The following is a 19,275-nucleotide window of genomic DNA, read 5'->3' as shown; positions in this document are numbered from 1 at the left end:
GTTCCGGGGCTGTCGGGCGCGGCCGGATCCGGTCGTGTGGTGCTTCGCCCACGGGGGTGTGGCGACCGTTCCATTCGCCGGAACCAGCGGTGGGGAACGGGGCGCGTCGACACCACTCTGAGGTCCGTCAACCACGTAACCGACGTCACATCTGCGGGGTCTTCGGCCATCGGTGACCGGGTGCACGTGGGCCATGAGCAGAGCATCAGGAGGAGGCTTCGATGAGTGTCGACATGGTGGTCGTACCGCCGGTGAGCGACCGGCAGCCCGACGCGCAGGTGGGGGAGGTGGCGCAGTCCTCTGCCTCGAAGGCTCTCGCCGTCCTGGAGGCGATCTCGCGGGCTCGCGGCTCGTCGTTCGGCGTCACCGAGGTCGCAGCCGACGTGGGCGTCCCCAAGAGCACCGCGCACCGGCTGCTCAAGACCCTCGAGAAGCACGGCTTCGTCGGTCGCAGCGGCTCGCGCTACCGCGTCGGTGGCAGCTTCTTCGAGCTCAGTGAGGCGGCTCGTTGGTCGGAGTTCGGCGAGCTGCGCGACACCGCCGCACGCCCCCTGAACTGGCTGTTCGAGCGCTCCGACGCCGCCGCGGTGCACCTCGCCGTCCTGAGCGGTCGCGACGTCTTGTACCTCGACAAGATCACCCGACCCGCCGGCACCCGGCTGCCCAGCCGTGTGGGCGGACGGTTCCCGGCCACCTGCACCGCCCTGGGCAAGGCGATCCTGGCGCACAGCCCCCGCGCGACCGTGGCCGACGTGATCGGTGAACCCCTGGCCCGGATCACCCCCTACTCGGTGGCCCTGCGGCAGCAGTTCGTGCTCCAACTGAGCAAGGCACGCGATGCGGGCTACGCCATCGAGCGGGAGGAGGCCTGCCACGGGACGGTGTGCGTGGCCGCTCCGATCATGCGTGACGGTGCGGCGGTGGCGGCGGTCTCGCTCAGCGTGCCCACGCTGACCGCGACGCGCGGCGGCGCCGCCGACCTGCCGGCGCTGGGGCGCCTGCTGGTCCAGGCCTCGACCGAGATCTCGCGTTCGCTCCCCCTCGCGTGAGCACCGTGAGGGAGTCGACCAGGTTCGCCGACGCGGGCTCGTCCGACGTGACGGGCGTCGCCGGCCACGTGCGTCGCTGGGCGCTCCGGCGCCCCGACGCGCCCAGCCTCAGCAGCGGCGAGGTCACGCGGACCTGGGAGGAGCTGGACACCCGCACGAGCAGACTCGCCTGCGCTCTCGTGGAGGCCGGCGTGCGGGCCCAGGCCCGGGTCGTGATGCTGGACCGGAACAACCTGGAGTTCTTCGAGATCCTCGTGGGTGCCGCGAAGGTCGGGGCCGTGACGACCGCGGTCAACTGGCGACTCTCGCCGCGGGAGATGGCGCAGATCATCGACCACTCCACCGCCGAGGTGGTGTTCCTCGGCGCCGAGCTCGTGGCCCAGTGGCAGACGTTCAGCCACCAGCTGAGCACCGTCCGGACGGTCGTCGTGATCGGCGGGGCCCCGGGGTTCGAGGACTACGAGACGTGGCTGGGGCGGCACGCGCCGCGTGACCCCATGGCGCTCGTGGAACCCGACGACACGGCCCTGCAGATGTACACGTCCGGCACCACCGGGCTGCCGAAGGGTGCGATGTTCAGCAACCGGGCGGTCCTGGCCACCGAGGGCATAGCCCGGGCGTTGCGGGTCGACGAGACGTCGACCCTGATGGTGGCCATGCCCGTCTTCCACTCCGCGGGAGCGAGCCTGGGGGTACTCGGACTCCGCACCGGCGCTCACGTCGTCGTGGCCCAGGAGGCCTCGCCCGAGATCCTGCTGACCGCCATCGCCCGCTGGGGCGTGACGATGACGACGTTGGTGCCGTCGGTGCTGAAGATGCTCCTCGAGTGGCCGGGCATCGACGGGCACGACCTCTCGACGCTCGACACGATCGCCTACGCCGCGTCGCCGATCTCGCCGGAGCTGCTGCGCAGATCCCTCGCGGCGTTCGAGTGCCGGTTCCTGCAGATGTACGGCCTCACGGAGACCCAGACGGCGACGACGCTCCTGCCCGAGGACCACCTCGACCCCGCCCACCCCGAACGCATGCTCTCGGTGGGTCGGGCCATCCCCGAGGTGACGGTGCGCGTCGTCGACCCCAGCACGGGGCTCGACGTGCCGGACGGCGTGGTGGGTGAGGTCTGGGTCAAGGCCCCGACCAACATGCAGGGGTACTGGCGCGACGAGCGGGCCACCCGGGCGACGCTCACCGACGATGGGTTCGTGCGGACGGGCGACGGCGCGTCGCGACGAGAGGGCTACGTGTTCCTCCGGGACCGGCTCAAGGACATGATCGTCAGCGGCGCCGAGAACGTCTATCCCATCGAGGTGGAGAACGTCTTGGCGCGGCACCCGGGCATCGACGAGGTCGCCGTGATCGGCGTCCCCTCCGAGCGGTGGGGTGAGACGGTGAAGGCCATCGTCGTCGCCCGGCCGGACCACGCCTTGAGCGAGACCGAGGTCATCGCCTACGCCCGCGGCGACCTCGCGGCCTACAAGTGCCCCACCTCGGTGGAGTTCCTCGACCAACTGCCCCGCAATCCCACCGGCAAGATCCTCAAGCGTGTCCTGCGCGAGCCCTACTGGAGCGGTCGTGAGCGTCCCATCGCCTGACACATCGCCGAAGGGTGTTCCGGCGTCCAGAACTGTCCCTGCCTCGGCGACGTGGGGTGACAGACGATCGAGGCGAGGCCGCGCACCGTCGCCGAGACGGTGCGCCCCGTCCGCAGAGAGGCACCCATGAGCACCGTCATCCCCAGCATCGCACCGGCGTCGGTCGACCTACCCGTCGCCGGCGGCACCCTGACGGTCGCGCAGATCCTCTTGCCGGGCGTCCCCCGCGGGGCTGTCGTCCTGCTCCGCGAGGAGCACGGCACGGATGGTCGGATGGCCGTCCTCATGAACGCACTGGCCGAGCACGGCTACGAGTCCTTCGCCGCAGACCTCGCGACGCTCTCGTCGGAGCCGCTGAGCGACGAGGCTGCCCTCGCCGCGCTCGGCGACCTGGTGGCCCACGTGGGGTCGCACGGATGGACCCGCGAGCAGACCGGGGTCGTCGGCTACGGCTTCGGGGGCCGGCTGGCGTTGTTGGCCGCGTCCCGGACTCAGCTGGGGGCCGCGGTCAGCGTCTCGCCCGAGGGCGTGGGGCGCTCGACGCCCGGTCGACCGGCCCTGGTCGACGCCGTCCCCGCGGTCGTGACGCCGTGGCTGGGCATGTTCGGCGCGGTGGACGACCTGGCCCCCGCCGACGACGTGCGGACCCTGGCGAAGCGTCTGGTCGGTCCGTCCCCTCAGTATAGCGAGGTCGTGACCTACCCGGGCGTCGGGGGGCTCTTCTTCCACGAGTCCGCCGAGGCCCTGGCCCACGCGGCCATGTTCGACTCCTGGCAGCGCGTCGTGGAGTGGTTGAACCTGCGGGTCGTCCCGCGTCCCACCCCCTACGCAGAGATCTGGTCACTCAAGCAGGCCCTGGGTGAGTGACATGTTCAGTGGTGGCCCGAGGGCCGAGAAGAAGGATGTGTGCTGATGTCGCAGTTCATCGACGACGATCGCGAGATGCCGCGATTCCGGGTCAACCGGAAGGCGATGGTCGACCCCGACGTGTTCGCCAAGGAGCGAGACGAGATCTTCGACCAGGTCTGGCTCTACCTGGGTCACGAGACGGAGCTGAAGAAGCCCAACGACTTCAAGACCCGCAACGTCGCCGGACGGCCGATGATCTTCGGCCGCGACGCCAAGGGTGCGATCCAGGTCTGGCTGAACTCCTGCCCGCACCGCGGAGCGATGATCTGTCGTGAGCCCGCGGGCAACGCGCGCTTCATGACGTGCTTCTACCACGGCTGGAGCTTCAGCTCCTCGGGCCAGCTGGTCGCGGTGCCGGGCGACACCTCCTACGGCCCGGAGTTCGAGCGTCCCGGCCTCGCGACCCCGGCCAGGGTCGACTCCTACGCCGGCTTCGTGTTCATCAGCTTCAACCCCGATGTCGAACCCCTCGTGGACTACCTCGCCGGGGCGACCGACTTCATCGACCTCATCGCCGACCAGTCCGAGCAAGGCATGCAGATCGTCGACGGGACTCATGAGTACTCGGTCAAGGCCAACTGGAAGCTACTCGTCGAGAACAGCGTCGACGGCTACCACGCGGTCTCCACCCACCAGCGCTACTTCGAGATGGTGATGGCCTCGGGTGTCGAGCTCGACGGGGCGAAGATGGGCCAGTCGGTGGCGCTCGACCTCGGCAACGGCCACACCGTCATCGCGGGGGGGCCGGACACCGGGGGCATCTTCGGACGCCCGCTCTCCGAGGCCGGCACCGCGGAGAAGAAGGCCCGCTTCGACGCCTTCCGCGACAAGTACGGCGACGCCTGGGTCGACCGCATGTCGGGATCGCGCAACATGGTGATCTTCCCGAACCTGGTCATCATCGATCTCGTGATGGGTGTCGTCGTCCGCAAGATCGACCCGGTGTCGCCCGACTACATGGAGGTCACGGCGTGGGAGCTCGTCCCGCCCGAGGAGGGTGCCGAGCTCAAGCGCCAGCGCCTCGACAACTTCCTGACGTTCTGGGGCCCGGGCGGTCTGGCCTCGCCGGACGACGTGGAGGCGCTCGAGACGTGTCAGCGATCGTTCGCCTCGCACCGAGAGCTGCCGTGGTCGGACGTCTCGCGCGGCATGGCGGGTGAGCAGCACCCGAGCGGCTCCGAGGAGCTGCAGATGCGCACCTGGTGGCGGCGTTGGAACGAGTTCATGACCGGCGAGGTGCTGCCGCCCGAGGAGCACCTGGCACCGGCGGCGATGTACACGGCGCCGCGCCCGTCGCTGCCGGCGCAACAGCCGACGGCCTGAGAGAGGCCGTGCGGGCCCGCCGTCGGGGGACGGCGGGCCCGTTGCTGCGTGCCGCTGGGTGGTGCCGGCTCAGGTGACCGGCAGGATCCCGTCACGGTGGCGTGCGGCCAGCGCGGCATAGGCGTCGGGATTGCCGTCGACCCACTGCTCCGCCACGGACCCGGTGATGTCGCGCTTCGCGACGGCCGGCGCGCCGGCGATGAGGGTGTTCGCGGCGAACTCGGCTCCGGCCGCGACCATCGAGTGTGCGGCCACCAGGCACCGCGAGCCGATGCGGGCGCCGTCGAGCACCGTCGAGCCGTTGCCGACCAGGGCGCGGGCGCCGATGACGGCCCCGTGCACCACGCACAGATGACCCACGGTGGCTCCGGGACCGACCTCGGTCGGCAGGTCGGGCGGGCCGTGCATCACCGAGCCGTCCTGCACGTTCGCACCGGCACGGATGACGATCGGCGCGTAGTCCGCCCGGATGACGGCGTTGTACCAGATCGAGGCGCCCGCCTCGACGATCACCTGGCCGACGAGCGTCGCGGTCGGGGCGATGAAGGCGGTCGGGTGGATGTCGGGGCTCGCGCCCTCCAGGGAGTACAGAGGCATCCCGACACGGTAGGGCCGGATGCGCGAAGCCCGACGGCCGCGCGTTCCGCCCGGCGGAAACGAGCGTGGGAGGGGGCTGTAAGCAGCGTCACACTGACGCCTCGGCGCGGCGCAGCGACCGCCACCGGACCACCTCACCACCCACCGGGAGAACACATGGACCACGCGGCAGGCCCACCCAGGAGCGGGTCATGAGCGAGCTGAGAGTCGATGGCGTCTCGATGCACTTCGGCGGGATCACCGCGCTGGACGGCCTCTCGTTCACCATCGGGAGTGGGCAGATCTGCGGCCTGATCGGCCCCAACGGAGCGGGGAAGACGACGCTGTTCAACTGCGTCAGCCGCATCTACCAGCCCAGCGCCGGCAGCATCTGCCTCGACGGTGAGGAGCTGCTCGACGTGCCGGCCCATCGGATCGCCGGTCACGGCGTCGCCCGCACGTTCCAGAACCTCGGGCTCTTCCCGTCGCTGACCTTCCTCGAGAACACCATGGCGGGGGCGCACGCCCGGGGTAGGGGCGGCTACCTGGGCTCGATCCTGCGCATCGGCCAGGCGAGGGCGGAGCGCGAGCTCAGGGCCGAGGCCTTCGAGCTGCTCGAGGTGCTGGGCCTGGCCGACCTGGCCTTCCTCCCCGCCGCCCATCAGTCGTTCGGCACGCTCAAGCGTCTCGAGCTCGCCCGCGCGCTCGCTGCGCGACCCCGGTTGCTGCTCCTCGACGAACCGGCCGGCGGACTGACGCACAGTGAGGTGGACGAGCTGTCCTCGACGATCCGCCGAGTCCGCGACGAGTTCGGCCTGACGATCCTGCTCGTCGAGCACCACATGGCCATGGTCATGGGGATCTCCGACATCGTGGTGGCCATGAACTTCGGCGAGAAGATCGCCGAGGGCACACCCGCGGAGGTCCGGTCGGACCCGGCGGTCGTCTCGGCCTACCTGGGAGCGCCCGCCGCATGAGCCTCTTGCAGATCGAAGACCTCCACGCGGGCTACGGGGCGGCCGACATCGTGCACGGGGTGGACCTCACGGTCGACGAGGGCGAGGTCGTCGTGCTCCTGGGCGCCAACGGCGCCGGGAAGACCACGACGATGCGAGCCATCTCCGGCTTGATCGCCCGCCACGGGAGCCTGAGGTTCGACGGCACCGACATCTCCCGGGCGGCGCCCGACGAGATCGTCCGCCTCGGACTCGCACAGGTTCCCCAGGGCCGCGGGACGATCGCGGACCTGACGGTCGAGGAGAACCTCCGCGCGGGCGCCCACGTGCGCCGCGACAAGCAGGGCATCGCCGAGGACATCACGCGCTGGTTCGACACCTACCCGCGGCTGGCCGAGCGCCGCAAGCAGCAGGCGGGGCTGCTCTCCGGTGGCGAGCAGCAGATGCTGGCGATCTCGCGGGCCATGATGAGCCGGCCGCGGCTGCTGCTCTGCGACGAGCCGAGCCTGGGGCTCTCACCGAAGCTGACGCAGGAGATGTTCGCCTCCTTGTCACGCATCAACCACGAGATGCGCATGGCCATCCTGCTCGTCGAGCAGAACGCCACCTTGGCCCTCGGCATCGCCGATCGCGGCTACCTCATCGAGGTCGGCCACGTCGGTGCCTCCCGATCGGCAGCGGACCTGGCCGGCGACGACGCCATCCGTGCCGCCTACCTCGGCTACTAGGAGCTGTCCCATGGACCTACTGGTCGCCCGCCTCATCGACGGGCTCAACAACGGTGTCATCTACGGGTTCCTCGCCCTCGCCCTGGTCTGCGTCTACCGCAGCACCAAGCACCTCAACCTCGCCCAGGGCGAGATGGCCATGTTCTGCGCCTTCATCGCCTACGCAGCCACGCAGGCTGGGGTGCCGGTCGTCTTCGCCATCGTCATCGCGATCGCGGCCGGCGTGATCATGGGTGGCGTCGTCGAGCGGGTGCTGGTCAGGCCTCTCGGACACGACGCCGACTACTCGATCCTGCTCGTGACCATCGGCCTCTTCCTCGCGCTGAACGCCACCGCCGGCATCATCTGGGGTGGTGAGCCGCTGGCGTTCCCGACCGTCTTCTCCTCGGGCGCCGAGGACTACATCGGGGTGCTCGGCAGCCGGGTGCGCTATCAGCAGCTGCTGCTGGCGGTCCTGCTCGCGGCGGTCCTGGCCGCGATCCTGGCTCTGTTCAAGTACACCAAGCTCGGGCTGGCGATGCGCACGGCGACGAGCAACCCCGAGTCCGCTGCGCTGCTCGGCATCAGGGTCAACCGGATCAACGCGCTGGGCTGGATGATGGCCGCCGCGGTCGGTGGACTGCTCGGGCCGCTCGTCGCCCCGGGCACGACCCTGACGACGTACATGATGTTCACCTTCCTCATCTACGCCGCGGCCGCGGCCACCCTCGGGGGTTTCGACTCACCCGGTGGAGCGGTGCTGGCAGGGCTCATCATCGGCGTGCTGGAGAGCCTGATCGGCGGGTACGTCTCGTTCGTCGGCTCCGATCTGAAGCTGGCGGTCGCGCTGGTGCTGCTGTTGATCGTCCTCATGGTCAGACCGTCCGGTCTGTTCGGATCCAGGCGAGTGGAGAGAGTCTGATGGCACTGCCGATCACCGTTCACGAAGGCACGATGCCGCACCGGGGCATCCGGTTGGGACGGGTGGCCCTCGTGGTGGCCGTCGTCCTCGCGTTGCCCTACGTCGTGGCTCCCTATCGCCTCGACCAGGTCACCGGCGCGCTGATCCTGGCGATCGCGGCCGTCGGCCTCAACCTGCTGTCGGGGTTCGGAGGCCAGATCTCGCTGGGTCACGCGGCGTTCTTCGGCTTCGGCGCGTACACCACCGGCATCCTGGTCACGGACCACGGCTGGTACCCGCCGGTGGCCTTCGTCCTGGGCATGCTGGTCTGCTTCGTGGTCGGCGTGCTGGTCGGCGTGCCCGCGCTGCGACTGCGGGGCATGTACCTGGCCCTGGTCACCTTGGCGGTCGGGGTGATCTTCCCGAGCCTGGTGCGACGCTTCGACTCCCTGACCGGAGGATCCGCCGGGCTGTTCGGGATCAGCTTCGATGCTCCCGATCACGCCTACTTCGCCGGTCGCGCCGGCCAGATCCTATGGCTCTACTACGTGGCGGTCGTGGCGTTGGCGGTGTCGTGCCTACTCGTGTGGAACATCATGCGGGGCAGGACGGGACGCGCCATCGTGGCGCTGCGCGACAACGAGCCCGCCGCGATCGTGATGGGGGTCGACCGGACGGTCGTGCGCACGGTCCTCTTCGGCATCTCGGCTGCCATCGCCGGTCTCGCGGGCGGGCTGTTCGCCGTCGACACCGGGATCCTGACCCCCGACAGCTTCTCCCTGCTCTTCACGATCTACCTGCTGGTCGCCATGGTGCTCGGTGGGCGGGCGAGCTTCTGGGGCCCGATCATCGGCGGCTTCGTGATCTACTACCTGCCCCTCTGGACCGGGGAGCTGACCGACGGCCCCGCCGCCGGCGTCCTGTTCGGGATCCTCATCATCGTCATGGTGTTCACGCTGCGCGAGGGCGTCGTCGGCGGCCTCGGGCGGCTGGGCGCCCGCGTCCTCGTGGTCGAGCCCCGGCGCCCGACTCCGAGGTTCGACCTCTCCGAGGCCCCACCCGTCTCCGCCGACCAGGGGATCGAACCCGCCGCGTGCCAGCCGCGCCAGGAGACGGCGGCAGGCGCCCCTCTCGCCGACTGAGCGCCTCGGCGCTGGGGCGGGTGCCGGCCACGCATCTTGTGCGGGGGTTCCACCCGACGGAATCCGCGATCGGACCCCCGGTGTCGCCCACATCACACTGAGGCCCGGCGGGTGAGCCAGACCCATGAGCCACCGACTCGGGATCTCGACGCTGCATCTCACGGTCCGACCGAGGACCAGTCTCTCGAAGGAGCACGACATGTTCACGAAGCGCACACGGCTGTCCGCAACCGTGCTGACCATCGGCCTCCTGGCCACGGCCTGCGGCTCGCCGGTCGCCGACGACAACTCGGGCGGTGATGTGTCGAGCGAGGCCGAGGCGGCAGCCAAGGCGCTCGGTATCGACCTGAGCCAGTGCCCCACCGACGTCACCCAGCCGTTGGGCAAGACGGTCAAGGTCGGCAACACGATGCCGCTGACCGGTCCGGTCGCACCGGCCCTCGGCGTGATCGGCCCCGGGCTCAAGGCCGCGTTCGACAACTTCAACAAGACCTCCGGGCTCGACACGACGTTCCAGCTCGTCTCGGAGGACGACGCGTTCACGCCCGACAAGGCGCTGACCTCGACCCAGACGCTGCTCGACAAGGACGACATCGACCTCATGACCACCGTCATCGCGACGGCGCAGGTGGTCGCCGTACGCGGCATCCTGGGCGAGGAGTGCGTGCCGTTCCTGCCCGGCGTCTCCGGCGGTGCCTCGGCCAACGACCCCGCCGATTACCCGTGGACAGCGGTGTTCTCGCAGCCCTCGGCGCTCGACTCGCGCATCATGATGGCCGACATCACGGCCAACCACCCCGACGGCGCCAAGGTCGCGGTGCTGTACTCCAACACGGAGTCCGGCAAGGACTACCTGGATGCGCTGAAGAAGTACGCCGGCAAGAACCAGATCGTCAAGACCGAGACGATCGAGGCGACCGAGACGGCGGCACCGTCCTCGCAGATCACGACGCTGCGCTCCTCGGGCGCCGACACCCTCATCGCGATCCCGACGTCGGCGCAGTGCGCCTCGACGATGCAGGAGGCGGCCAACCAGGGCTGGGACGTGCCGTCGTACATCACCTCGACATGCTCGAGCGCGACGTTCGACGTCGCCGGCCAGGCCGCCGACGGCTGGCACATCACGACGTACGTCAAGGATCCCTCACGCGGTGAGGGAGCCAAGGATCCCGCGGTGCTCGAGGCCGTCGACCTGCTCCACAAGTCCTCGCCCGACACCCCGATCAACAACACCTCGCTCGGCGGGTTCTTGTACTCGCAGCCACTCTTCGAGGCGATCAAGGAGGCCGCCGACTCACCGCTCGGCCTGAGCCGCCTGGGCATCATGTCGGCCTTCTCCACGCTCGACTTCCAGCCGGCGCTGCTCAAGGACGGCGTGCGGTTCAAGCTCGACGGACTCGAGGACCACGAGGCCATGGAGGCGTCCTACATGAGTGTCTACGACGCGAAGTCCAAGACGTTCACCGACAGCGACCTCTACGACTTCGAGGGTCAGATGGGCGACTAGCAGCTCCTCGGCGAGGGCGGCGGGTCCGGCGACGTCTGTCGCCGGGCCCGCCGTCGCGTGCGGTCACGACGACACGCAGGTGGGGCCGGCCGTCGGGCGTGGTCGTCGCCCCGCGCGTTCCGTGGAGTGAAACCGGCCCTGACGAGGTGAGGCGGCCTTACCCAGACTGGACCCTTGGCCCGGACGACCCGGCCGACGACGACGGAGGTCAGCACCGATGGAAGGTACGCAGACGATGAACCGCCAGCTGGCCTGTGCCGTGGACGATCTCGCTCCCGGTGAGTCGATGACGCTGGAGGGCGACCAGATCGCCCTGCACCGCGCCGAGGACGGCACGTTCTTCGCGACGGCCGACAGCTGCACCCACGAGAAGTGGTCCCTCGGCACCGAGGGTGAGATCGAGGGCGACGAGCTGGTCTGCCCCCTGCACATGGCGCGCTTCGAGCTGTCCAGCGGAAAGCCGCTGTGCCTGCCCGCGACCGTGATGCTCGCGACCTACCAGGTCGAGGTGGACGGCGACCAGGTCTACGTGCTGAGTCAGTGAGCGCCGGCGGGCGCCTCTGACGCCTCGCGGCATCTGGGCCCCTCGTGGGAGTTCGTCGTCGGGATCGAGCGTCGCCGACGCGTGCACCGGCTGGGCAGGGCAGCCGTCGACGAGAGCTCCATCGCTGGGCGTCTGACCGGTCCGTCTGACCGGTCCCTCTGACCGGTCCGTCGGGCGCGGTCGGATGAGTCCTGCTCGTTGCGCAGGCGCCGATGGTCCGTCCACCGGGACCGGGCGGCCTCGGGGTTCCAGCCAGCGGTAACGCGCGTTGCCCGCCCGGTGGGCCGTGCCAAGACTGACGGGCGTGCCCATTCTCATCATCGGTGCCTCGGTCGCCGGCATGCGCACGGCCCAGGCACTGCGCGCGGCCGGCAGTGCCGAGTCGATCACGATCCTCGGTGCCGAGACCCACCACCCCTACGACAAGCCACCGCTGTCGAAGGAGATGCTCCTCCCCGGCGGCTCGGACGAGCCGGTCCCGCTGCTCTCCGCGGAGGAGCTCGAGGCGCTGGCCGTCGACCTCCACCTCGGTACGCGCGCCACGGGCCTGGACCTCGACCGGCGCGTCGTCACCACGCAAGACGGTGCGGAGTACGCCTTCGAGCAGCTGGTCATCGCCACGGGCGTCAACCCGCGGACGCTGCCGGGGGCAGACGAACTCGAGGGCGTGCACACGCTGCGCAACGCCGAGGACTCCGTCGCCCTGCGTGCGTCGTTGGCCGGGGCGGAGCACGTGGTCGTGGTCGGAGCCGGATTCATCGGGGCCGAGTTCGCCGCGGCGGCACGCGCGCACGGCAAGGCCGTCACCATGATCGAGACGCAACCGGTTCCCCTGACCCACGTGCTGGGCGAGGCGGTCGGGAGCGAGCTGGCCCGCCTGCACGCGCTCAACGGCGTCAGGGTGCACGCGGGGGTCGGCTTCTCGCACTTCGTCGGTGACGGCGCGAGTGGCCGGGAGCGTGTCGCCGGCGTCGCGCTGGACGACGGACGCGTGCTGCCCGCCGATCTGGTGGTGGTCGGCATCGGAGCGACGCCGGCCACGGAGTGGCTGGCGTCCTCCGGCCTGCCGATCGGCGACGGCATCGAGTGCGACGCCGAGCTGCGCGTGCTCGGCGTCGACGGGGTCTTCGCGGCCGGCGACATCGCGCGGTGGCCACATCCGCTGTACGGGACCGACCTGCGCATCGAGCACTGGACCAACGCCAACGAGCATGCCGGTGTCATCGCCGCCACGCTGACGGGCACGCCCCCGCCTCGACCGCAGGTGCCCTACGTGTGGTCCGACCAGTACGGCCACCGCATCCAGATCGTCGGGCGCCCCGCCGACGGCACCGTCGCGCTGCTGCACGGCGACGTCGAGTCGGGTCTCGTGGCGGTCTACGCCGATGCGGTGGGACGCGTCACCGGGGCGCTCGTGGTCGACGATCCACGAACGCTCATGAAGTGCCGCAGGGCAGCCACCCAGCGCCTGGCCATCGCCGACCTCGACCTGGGGCTCGCGGGCTCCACGCCCGCCTGACCCGACCGGCCACGGCTCACGCGTCTGCCGTGGCGCCCAACAATGAAGGAGAAAGCATGACGTTGACCGAAGAGGGACTCATCGAGGTTCCGGGGATGCTCAGCCGCTGGGTGCGACTGGCGAACGGTTCGAAGGCGCACTACATGACCTCGGGCACCACCGGACCGGCCGTGATCCTCCTGCACGGCGGCCTGCCCGGGTCGTCCGGATTGGCCGGTTGGCGCTTCATGGCGCCCTTCCTCGGCGAGAACGGTTTCCGGGTGTACTGCCCCGACATGCCGGCGTTCGGCCTCTCCGACGACCGGGAGGAGTTCTGGCCGAAGGGCGTGCACAGCTACGTCGACTTCATCCACGACTTCGCCACCGCCTTGTGCCTCGACGAGTTCCACCTCGCCGGCAACTCGATGGGCTGCATGAACACGACCAACTACGTGGTCGCCCACCCCGAACGAGTGCTGAGCTTCGCCCTCATCGCCGGCGACATCGGCGATGTCGTCCCACCTGGCCTCAAGCCGCCCGCCAAGGTCGAGCTGACCCACTACGACGGCACCCGCGAGGGCATGCGGGCGATGATGAGCGCCATCATCTACCGGGGTGAGGCGATCAGCGACGACCTCATCGAGATGCGCTACGCGGCCGCCGAGCGTGGCAAGGATGCTCACGCGCAGTTCTGGCCCGGGCTCCTCCAGTACGGCCGCATCATCCCGTGGGAGGACCCGAACATCGAGGCTCGACTCTCGACCAAGGGTCGTCTCGACCGGCTCACGATCCCCGGGATCTACCTCTACGGCACCGAGGACGTGCTCACGCCGGTCGAGTGGGGCTATGAGCAGGAGAAGGTGCTTCCGAACATCCAGTTCTTCTATCCCGAGCAGACCGGGCACCAGGGGCAGACCGACTCACCCGACATCTTCAACCGGGTGTTCCTCGAGTTCTTCCGCGACGGTCGGGTCTCGCGCCAGGCGGCCGATGCCGCAGGTGTGTCGAAGCTGCGGCCCGAACTGACCGACCGGGTCGTGCAGTCATGACCGTCACCGCAGAGAGCTCCAGCCGCACGGTCCAGACCAGCCGGTACCGCATGCACTACTACGAGGCGGGGGAGGGCCATCCGGTCATCCTGTTGCACGGCAGCGGACCGGGGGCGACCGGTTGGAGCAACTTCCGGCCCAACATCGAGCCGCTCTCGCAGCACTTCCACGTCTACTCCGTCGACATGCCGGGGTGGGGCGAGAGCGAGACCCAGAACGACGCCGTCGGTCGCGACCACGTCGCCGACCTGATCGCGTTCATGGACGAGCTCGGCATCGAGCGCGCCGCGCTGGTGGGCAACTCGATGGGCGGGATGACCTCCGTGGCGACGTCGGTGCGCTTCCCCGAGCGGGTCAGCCACCTGATCTCGATGGGCGCACCCGCCCCCGGGCTCGACCTGTTCAGCCCCGGGGGAGGCTTCTCCGAGGGTCTGAAGGTGCTGTTCCACGCCTACCGCGAGCCGACGGCCGAGAACATGAAGAAGCTCGTGCAGATCATGTGCTTCGACCCCGAGTGGGCCACCGACGAGCTCGCGGCCCTGAGGTCGGCGGCCGCTCGGGCGCACCCCGAGCACCTCGACAGTTGGAACGCGCTGTGGGACGCCCCTCAGGCGCCGAACCCGTACTTCGCCCTGCTGCCCGAGCTGTCGAAGCTGTCGGTGCCCACGCTGGCTCTCCACGGTCGCGACGACCGGGTCGTCAGCTTCGAGCACTCGCTGCGCTTCGTCGCGGCGATCCCGACATCGCGGGTGCACATCATCAACCGCTGTGGGCACTGGCTCCAGATCGAGCACTCCGAGGAGTTCAACCGCCTCGTCGCGGACTTCGTGAGCAACAGCTGAGCGGTTCCGGGCAGCAGAACGGCACGTGGTGCTGCCCGGACCGCCGGACTTGTATGGCCAGGCGCCCCGTGACCGTCGGTGCGATCGACGTGAAGGGGGCAGCCCACCCCACCCATCGACTTGGAGGAGCACCCATGGCAGACGTCATCGGTCTCGGCATGACCCACTATCCGATGCTGGCCGGTGCGGACACGCACATGGCGAACCTCATGAAGACGGTTCTCAAGGATCCCGACATCCCGGCCGAGCGCAAGGATCCGGCGAACTGGTCTCCTCTCGCGCAGAGGGAGTGGGGCGACGACGAGGGCACCACGGCGGCGGCCGGGCACCGGGCGCAGCTGCGCGAAGGCCTCGACACCGTGCGCGCGGCTCTGGACGAGTTCGAGCCCGACGTCGTGCTGGTGTGGGGCGATGACCAGTACGAGAACTTCCGCGAGGAGGTCATCCCGTCGTTCTGTGTCCTGGCCTACGAGGACACCGAGGTCGAACCGTTCGCGGTGTTGAACATGCTCAAGGTGCCGAACGTCTGGGGCCTGCCGGACGAGGAGCGGTTCACCATGCAGGGCGACCCGAAGTTCGCCAAGGAGATCGCCGCCGCAGTGCTCAACGACGGCATCGACGTCGCCTACTCCTACGAGCAGCGCGAGGGCATCCACTTCCCGCACGCCTTCGCGAACACGCAGATCTTCCTCGACTACGACAACGTGGGCAAGCAGTTCCCTTACCCGATCGTCCCGCTGGCGGTGAACTGCTACGGCGAGCACGTCATCGCCCGCCGCGGTGGCATCGCTCGCTTCGCCGACATCCAGGCCGGCGAGGATCTCGACCCGCCCGGGCCGTCACCGATGCGCTGCTTCGAGTTCGGTCGGGCCGTCGGCCGCGCGGCGCGCGACAGTGGCAAGCGCGTGGCGCTCGTCGCCTCGGCCAGCTGGTCGCACGCCTTCTTGAACGACAAGGACTGGCACCTGCGCCCCGACACCGAGGCCGATCGCGCGCTCTACGACGCGATGGTCGCCGGTGACTACGCGGCGTGGGCCGCGCAGACGACCCGCGACATCATCGACGCCGGCCAGCACGAGATGCTCAACTGGTTCTGCCTGCTGGGGGCGATGTCCGAGCTGGGGCTGAGCCTGGAGTGGAGCGACTTCGTCGAGACCGAGATCCTCAACTCGAACAAGACCTTCGCGATCTTCCGCTAGCGACACGCCCGTTCTCGACGACGGCGCCGGCCCCCATCGAGGGCGTCGGCGCCGTGGTGCGTCCGGGGCGGACGCCCGCGGTTCGGTGCTGCCGGGGAGGCCTCAGACCTCGCGGGGGAACCAGTGCGACCGGCCATGGGTCAGGCCCTCGCGGATCTCCTTGGCGATCTGGACAGCCGTCTCGTGCAGTGCGTGCTCGATCTTCTGGCCCGCCTCGGTATCGGCTCGGTGCGCGACCGAGATCGCGCCGACGGCGAACTCGTGGACGACCAGGGGCGTCGCGACGCAGGCCAGCCCGAGCTGGGCCTCGTTGCGCTCGTGGGCCATCCCGACGGTCCGGACGGTGCGCAGCTCGGTCACCAGCTCGTCGACCCCGGTGATGGAGTGCGGCGTCATCATCGGCATCGGCGAGGGCAGGAAGGCCTCGAGATCCTCGAGGTTCTCCCAGGCGAGCAGAGCCTTGCCGATCGCGGTGCAGTTGGCGGGGAGTCGCGCACCCACGCCCGAGAGGGACGACGGGCTGTCGGCGCGCGCGAGCTTCTCGAGGTAGACGACGTCGTAGCGGCGCAGCACCGCGAGGTGGACCGTCTGGCCCGACCAGCGGTGCAGGGCGGCCAGGTAGGGCATCGCGACGTCGCGCATGCCGGCGGCCGGGGTCGTCGCCCCGAGTTCGAGGAGGCCCAGACCCAGCTTGTAGCCCGAGCGGTGCTGCTCGATCGCGTCGAGGTCGATGAGACGGGCGATCAGTCGGTGCACCGTGGACTTCGGCAGGCCCGAGGCGCGGGAGAGCTCGCTGAGGGTCATGACCCTCTCGTTGGAGTTGAACGCACGCAGCAGCTCGAAGGCCTTGGACAGGATCGAGGGCGGCTCGGGGGCCCTGGTTCCGTGGTCCGGCGAGGCATTCACAGTGGCTGACTCCCGGGGGCTGTGCGCGGTATGACGTGTGACGGGCTTCACTGAAGGGTAGCGGTCGCCGGACGGCCCCGAACCCCGGCTCCGGGCCCCTCCCGGCGCCTTTCCAGCGACCGGAACGACGGCTTCACCGGCCCCTGGAGGCGTCGATACGGTCGCGCGACGACACGTGGCACTCGGCCGCGTCGCGACGAGGGGAGCGCTCATCCGCACCGACGTCATCTCCGAGGCTCCCGGCATCGTCGTGGACGCACACGCGCACATCCTGCCGGCCGGTCTGCCGGCTCCGGACGGGTCTGATGACCCGCGCTGGCCGCGCCTGGTGCGTCATGACGCGAGCCACGGCTCGATCATGCTCGGCGATCGCGAGTTCCGTCCCGTGCGCTCGGCGCTGTGGGACGTGCGCGACCGTCTGGCCGAGCTCGACGCGTCGGGCATCGACGTCCAGCTCGTCTCGCCCGTGCCGATCACGCTGACCGACTGGGCACCTGCGCCCGCCGCCTCGGCGTTCGCGGCCGCGATGAACGACGGCATCGCGGCCGCCGTGGCCGAGTCGGGCGGACGACTGGTGGGCCTGGGCGCGCTCCCGGTGCAGGACGTCGACGCGGCGGTCGCCGAGCTCGAGCGCATCGTCACCACGCTGGGGCTGCGCGGAGCCGAGATCGGTTGCCGGCTCGCCGATCGTGAGCTCGACGACCCGGCCGTGCGAGCGTTGTTCGACGCCGCCGAGGCACTGGGGGCGATCTTGTACGTGCACCCGCTCGGTGGCGGGGACGGTGCTCTGAGGCGCACCGGGCAGCCCTACGACTTCGGCCTCGGCATGCTCAGCGACACCGCCCTCGCGGCCGGCGCCCTCGTCTTCGGTGGTGTCCTGCGCGACCACCCCGCACTGAAGGTCGTGATGTCGCACGGGTGCGGCACCTTCCCGTTCGCGCTGCCGCGGCTCGCGCTCGGTGCGGCCCTCTTCCAGGATCCCGCGACCGACCACGACGACCTCGCCCGTCGCCTCTGGGTCGACACCCTCGTCTTCGACCACGAGCACGTGCGTCTGCTGGTACGCCGGTTCGGTGCCGACCACATCGTGATGGGGACCGATCACCCCTTCATCGCGGGCCAGCTGGAGGCCCAGCCGCTGCTCGTCCGGGCCGCCGTCGACGCCGGCATCCTGACCGACGAGCAGGGCCATGACGTCAGAGGCGCCAACGCCGCGGCGCTGCTCGGCCTCGCGGCGGGCGCAGTACCGCGGGGCGGCGTCCGTGTCGACGCATGACGTGACGATCGTCGGCGCCGGGCCCGTGGGTTTGGTGACGGCCCTCGGGCTGGGCCAGGCCGGGGTCGGCGTCACGGTGCTCGAGTCGGCGCCGTCGGTGGTGCGCGCGCCGCAGTCCACCCTCTTCCACTGGTCGATCATGTCCGAGCTCGACCATCTCGGACTGCTCGAGGAGGCTCGGGCGGTCGGTCTGGAGCAACGCAGCTGGTCGCTCCAGATCGTCGAGTCCGGTGAGGAGCTGGTCTTCGACCTCTCGGTGCTCGGCGACGAGGTCGAGCATCCCTTCACGCTGCACCTGGCCCAGAACGAGCTGAGCCGGATCGTGCACGCACACCTGCGCGCGCTGCCGAACGTGCGCGTCGAGCGCGGCACCTCGGCGTGCTCCGTCGTCCAGGACGCGACCGGGTGCACGGTCGGAGCGGTGGGCCCCGAGGGCGAGCGCGACTACCGGTCGTCGTGGGTCATCGCTGCCGACGGCACGCACAGCGTCGTCCGCCGAAAGCTGGGCCTGGCGTTCCACGGGATGACGTGGCCCGAGCGCTTCGTCGTGGCCGACCTGGATCTCGACCTCTCGATGCTGGGCTACCGGTCGTCGGTGGCCCGCGTCGCGCCCCCCGGAAGCGCCCTGATCGCCCAGCTGGCCAGTCCCGGCCCGTGGCGCTACACCTACGCCGAGAGCCGGATCCTGCCCGACGACTCGGTCGGCCAGCGGATGTCCGGGGTGCTGCGGGCAGCCCTGCCCGACTCCGTCGACCCGGGAGTCCGCGAGTGGGCGTCGTTTCGCATGCACGAGCGCGTCGCCGACCGGTTCAGGGTCGGACGCGTGCTGCTGCTGGGCGACTCGGCCCACGTCACGAACCCCACCAGCGGCTACGGGGTCGCGTGCGGCTTCTACGACTCCGCAGCGCTGGTCGAGGCGCTGGGCGCGGTTATCCTCGACGGTGCCTGCGACGACGTGCTCGACCGCTACTCCACCGAGCGGCGCAGGGTGTTCACCGAGATCGCGTCACCGGTCTCCTCGGAACAAAAGCAGCTCGTGTTCGATGTCGGCGAGCCCGCTCGCAAGGCGGCCGACCTCGAGCGCTACCGCCGGATCGTGAACGACCGCGATCGGATGCGCCGATTCATGATGACGGGCCGCGAGCTGCGTAGCGGTTCGCTGTTGTCGGCCGGCCCCACCGCGTGAGGCGGCTCGGCGGCAAGGGCGCGCCGACAGCGCTGGTTCCGGCGCACGGAACGGTGCCATGACCGAGGTCACACGGGGTGCTTCGGTGTAGGTGACTCCCTACCGTTCGACCT

General features: G+C 70.0%; 18 protein-coding genes. 16 read left to right on the top strand and 2 right to left on the bottom strand.

Annotation, left to right across the window (positions count from 1 at the left end; translation table 11 throughout):
• The first annotated feature begins 221 nt into the window (after positions 1–221).
• From ISG29_RS13650 to ISG29_RS13635, 4 genes are all read left to right on the top strand, one after another.
• A complete protein-coding gene (locus ISG29_RS13650; protein ID WP_194504003.1) occupies positions 222–1,049 on the top strand; it encodes an IclR family transcriptional regulator in 828 nt (275 codons plus the stop codon).
• Positions 1,046–2,641, top strand: coding sequence for a long-chain-fatty-acid--CoA ligase (locus ISG29_RS13645; protein ID WP_207793123.1), 1,596 nt, complete (start codon positions 1,046–1,048; stop codon positions 2,639–2,641). The genes ISG29_RS13650 and ISG29_RS13645 overlap by 4 nt, the downstream gene beginning before the upstream one ends.
• 126 nt (positions 2,642–2,767) lie before the next feature.
• Positions 2,768–3,508 carry a dienelactone hydrolase family protein gene (locus ISG29_RS13640; protein WP_194504002.1) on the top strand — a complete coding sequence of 247 codons (741 nt, stop codon included), beginning with the start codon at positions 2,768–2,770 and terminating at the stop codon, positions 3,506–3,508.
• 45 nt (positions 3,509–3,553) lie between these two features.
• Positions 3,554–4,873 (top strand): aromatic ring-hydroxylating oxygenase subunit alpha, encoded by a 1,320-nt coding sequence (locus tag ISG29_RS13635; protein ID WP_194504001.1) that lies wholly within the window; start codon positions 3,554–3,556, stop codon positions 4,871–4,873.
• A 69-nt stretch (positions 4,874–4,942) separates the two neighbouring features.
• Here the strand turns inward: ISG29_RS13635 and ISG29_RS13630 are convergent, their stop codons facing one another.
• Entirely contained in the window at positions 4,943–5,470 is a 528-nt protein-coding gene (locus ISG29_RS13630) for a gamma carbonic anhydrase family protein (RefSeq protein WP_194504000.1), read from the bottom strand.
• 191 nt (positions 5,471–5,661) lie between these two features.
• Here ISG29_RS13630 and ISG29_RS13625 point away from each other — a divergent pair, with 191 nt between their 5' ends.
• From ISG29_RS13625 to ISG29_RS13580, 10 genes are all read left to right on the top strand, one after another.
• A complete protein-coding gene (locus ISG29_RS13625; RefSeq protein ID WP_194503999.1) occupies positions 5,662–6,426 on the top strand; it encodes an ABC transporter ATP-binding protein in 765 nt (254 codons plus the stop codon).
• Positions 6,423–7,133, top strand: a complete 711-nt coding sequence (locus ISG29_RS13620; protein ID WP_194503998.1) for an ABC transporter ATP-binding protein — start codon at positions 6,423–6,425, stop codon at positions 7,131–7,133. Before ISG29_RS13625 ends, ISG29_RS13620 begins: the two co-directional genes overlap by 4 nt.
• Positions 7,134–7,143: 10 nt before the next feature.
• Positions 7,144–8,034 carry a branched-chain amino acid ABC transporter permease gene (locus tag ISG29_RS13615; protein WP_194503997.1) on the top strand — a complete coding sequence of 297 codons (891 nt, stop codon included), beginning with the start codon at positions 7,144–7,146 and terminating at the stop codon, positions 8,032–8,034.
• A complete protein-coding gene (locus ISG29_RS13610; protein ID WP_194503996.1) occupies positions 8,034–9,155 on the top strand; it encodes a branched-chain amino acid ABC transporter permease in 1,122 nt (373 codons plus the stop codon). The genes ISG29_RS13615 and ISG29_RS13610 overlap by 1 nt, the downstream gene beginning before the upstream one ends.
• A gap of 199 nt (positions 9,156–9,354) precedes the next feature.
• On the top strand, positions 9,355–10,662 hold the full coding sequence (locus ISG29_RS13605; protein WP_194503995.1) for an ABC transporter substrate-binding protein: 1,308 nt from the start codon (positions 9,355–9,357) through the stop codon (positions 10,660–10,662).
• 217 nt (positions 10,663–10,879) lie between these two features.
• On the top strand, positions 10,880–11,206 hold the full coding sequence (locus tag ISG29_RS13600) for a non-heme iron oxygenase ferredoxin subunit (RefSeq protein ID WP_235959847.1): 327 nt from the start codon (positions 10,880–10,882) through the stop codon (positions 11,204–11,206).
• 304 nt (positions 11,207–11,510) lie between these two features.
• A complete protein-coding gene (locus ISG29_RS13595) occupies positions 11,511–12,725 on the top strand; it encodes an NAD(P)/FAD-dependent oxidoreductase (RefSeq protein WP_207793122.1) in 1,215 nt (404 codons plus the stop codon).
• Positions 12,726–12,781: 56 nt separating this feature from the next.
• Positions 12,782–13,753 (top strand): alpha/beta fold hydrolase, encoded by a 972-nt coding sequence (locus ISG29_RS13590; RefSeq protein ID WP_194503994.1) that lies wholly within the window; start codon positions 12,782–12,784, stop codon positions 13,751–13,753.
• Positions 13,750–14,595 carry an alpha/beta fold hydrolase gene (locus ISG29_RS13585; RefSeq protein WP_194503993.1) on the top strand — a complete coding sequence of 282 codons (846 nt, stop codon included), beginning with the start codon at positions 13,750–13,752 and terminating at the stop codon, positions 14,593–14,595. Before ISG29_RS13590 ends, ISG29_RS13585 begins: the two co-directional genes overlap by 4 nt.
• Positions 14,596–14,729: 134 nt before the next feature.
• Complete coding sequence (locus ISG29_RS13580; protein ID WP_194503992.1) at positions 14,730–15,794, top strand: DODA-type extradiol aromatic ring-opening family dioxygenase; 1,065 nt, start codon at positions 14,730–14,732, stop codon at positions 15,792–15,794.
• Between the two features lie 102 nt (positions 15,795–15,896).
• Here the strand turns inward: ISG29_RS13580 and ISG29_RS13575 are convergent, their stop codons facing one another.
• Complete coding sequence (locus tag ISG29_RS13575) at positions 15,897–16,913, bottom strand: IclR family transcriptional regulator (protein ID WP_194503991.1); 1,017 nt, start codon at positions 16,911–16,913, stop codon at positions 15,897–15,899.
• Between ISG29_RS13575 and ISG29_RS13570 the strand changes: the two genes are divergently transcribed.
• Entirely contained in the window at positions 16,876–17,976 is a 1,101-nt protein-coding gene (locus tag ISG29_RS13570; protein ID WP_207793120.1) for an amidohydrolase family protein, read from the top strand. The two genes, ISG29_RS13575 and ISG29_RS13570, sit on opposite strands and share 38 nt — an antisense overlap.
• The gene (locus ISG29_RS13565) at positions 17,963–19,162 is read left to right on the top strand and encodes an FAD-dependent oxidoreductase (protein ID WP_194503990.1); all 1,200 of its coding nucleotides are present in this window, start codon (positions 17,963–17,965) and stop codon (positions 19,160–19,162) included. The genes ISG29_RS13570 and ISG29_RS13565 overlap by 14 nt, the downstream gene beginning before the upstream one ends.
• Positions 19,163–19,275 lie beyond the last annotated feature (113 nt).

Source organism: Nocardioides acrostichi, from assembly GCF_015319165.1.
Lineage (GTDB): Bacteria > Actinomycetota > Actinomycetes > Propionibacteriales > Nocardioidaceae > Nocardioides > Nocardioides acrostichi.
This window is presented reverse-complemented; position numbering and strand designations above follow the sequence as displayed.

Coding starts and splice junctions, on each gene's coding strand:
- ISG29_RS13605 (WP_194503995.1), top strand. CDS start 9,355: ATGTTCACGAAGCGCACACGGCTGTCCGCAACCGTGCTGACCATCGGC.
- ISG29_RS13635 (WP_194504001.1), top strand. CDS start 3,554: ATGTCGCAGTTCATCGACGACGATCGCGAGATGCCGCGATTCCGGGTC.
- ISG29_RS13625 (WP_194503999.1), top strand. CDS start 5,662: ATGAGCGAGCTGAGAGTCGATGGCGTCTCGATGCACTTCGGCGGGATC.
- ISG29_RS13620 (WP_194503998.1), top strand. CDS start 6,423: ATGAGCCTCTTGCAGATCGAAGACCTCCACGCGGGCTACGGGGCGGCC.
- ISG29_RS13650 (WP_194504003.1), top strand. CDS start 222: ATGAGTGTCGACATGGTGGTCGTACCGCCGGTGAGCGACCGGCAGCCC.
- ISG29_RS13585 (WP_194503993.1), top strand. CDS start 13,750: ATGACCGTCACCGCAGAGAGCTCCAGCCGCACGGTCCAGACCAGCCGG.
- ISG29_RS13630 (WP_194504000.1), bottom strand. CDS start 5,470: ATGCCTCTGTACTCCCTGGAGGGCGCGAGCCCCGACATCCACCCGACC.
- ISG29_RS13600 (WP_235959847.1), top strand. CDS start 10,880: ATGGAAGGTACGCAGACGATGAACCGCCAGCTGGCCTGTGCCGTGGAC.
- ISG29_RS13580 (WP_194503992.1), top strand. CDS start 14,730: ATGGCAGACGTCATCGGTCTCGGCATGACCCACTATCCGATGCTGGCC.
- ISG29_RS13575 (WP_194503991.1), bottom strand. CDS start 16,913: ATGAGCGCTCCCCTCGTCGCGACGCGGCCGAGTGCCACGTGTCGTCGC.
- ISG29_RS13615 (WP_194503997.1), top strand. CDS start 7,144: ATGGACCTACTGGTCGCCCGCCTCATCGACGGGCTCAACAACGGTGTC.
- ISG29_RS13610 (WP_194503996.1), top strand. CDS start 8,034: ATGGCACTGCCGATCACCGTTCACGAAGGCACGATGCCGCACCGGGGC.
- ISG29_RS13590 (WP_194503994.1), top strand. CDS start 12,782: ATGACGTTGACCGAAGAGGGACTCATCGAGGTTCCGGGGATGCTCAGC.
- ISG29_RS13640 (WP_194504002.1), top strand. CDS start 2,768: ATGAGCACCGTCATCCCCAGCATCGCACCGGCGTCGGTCGACCTACCC.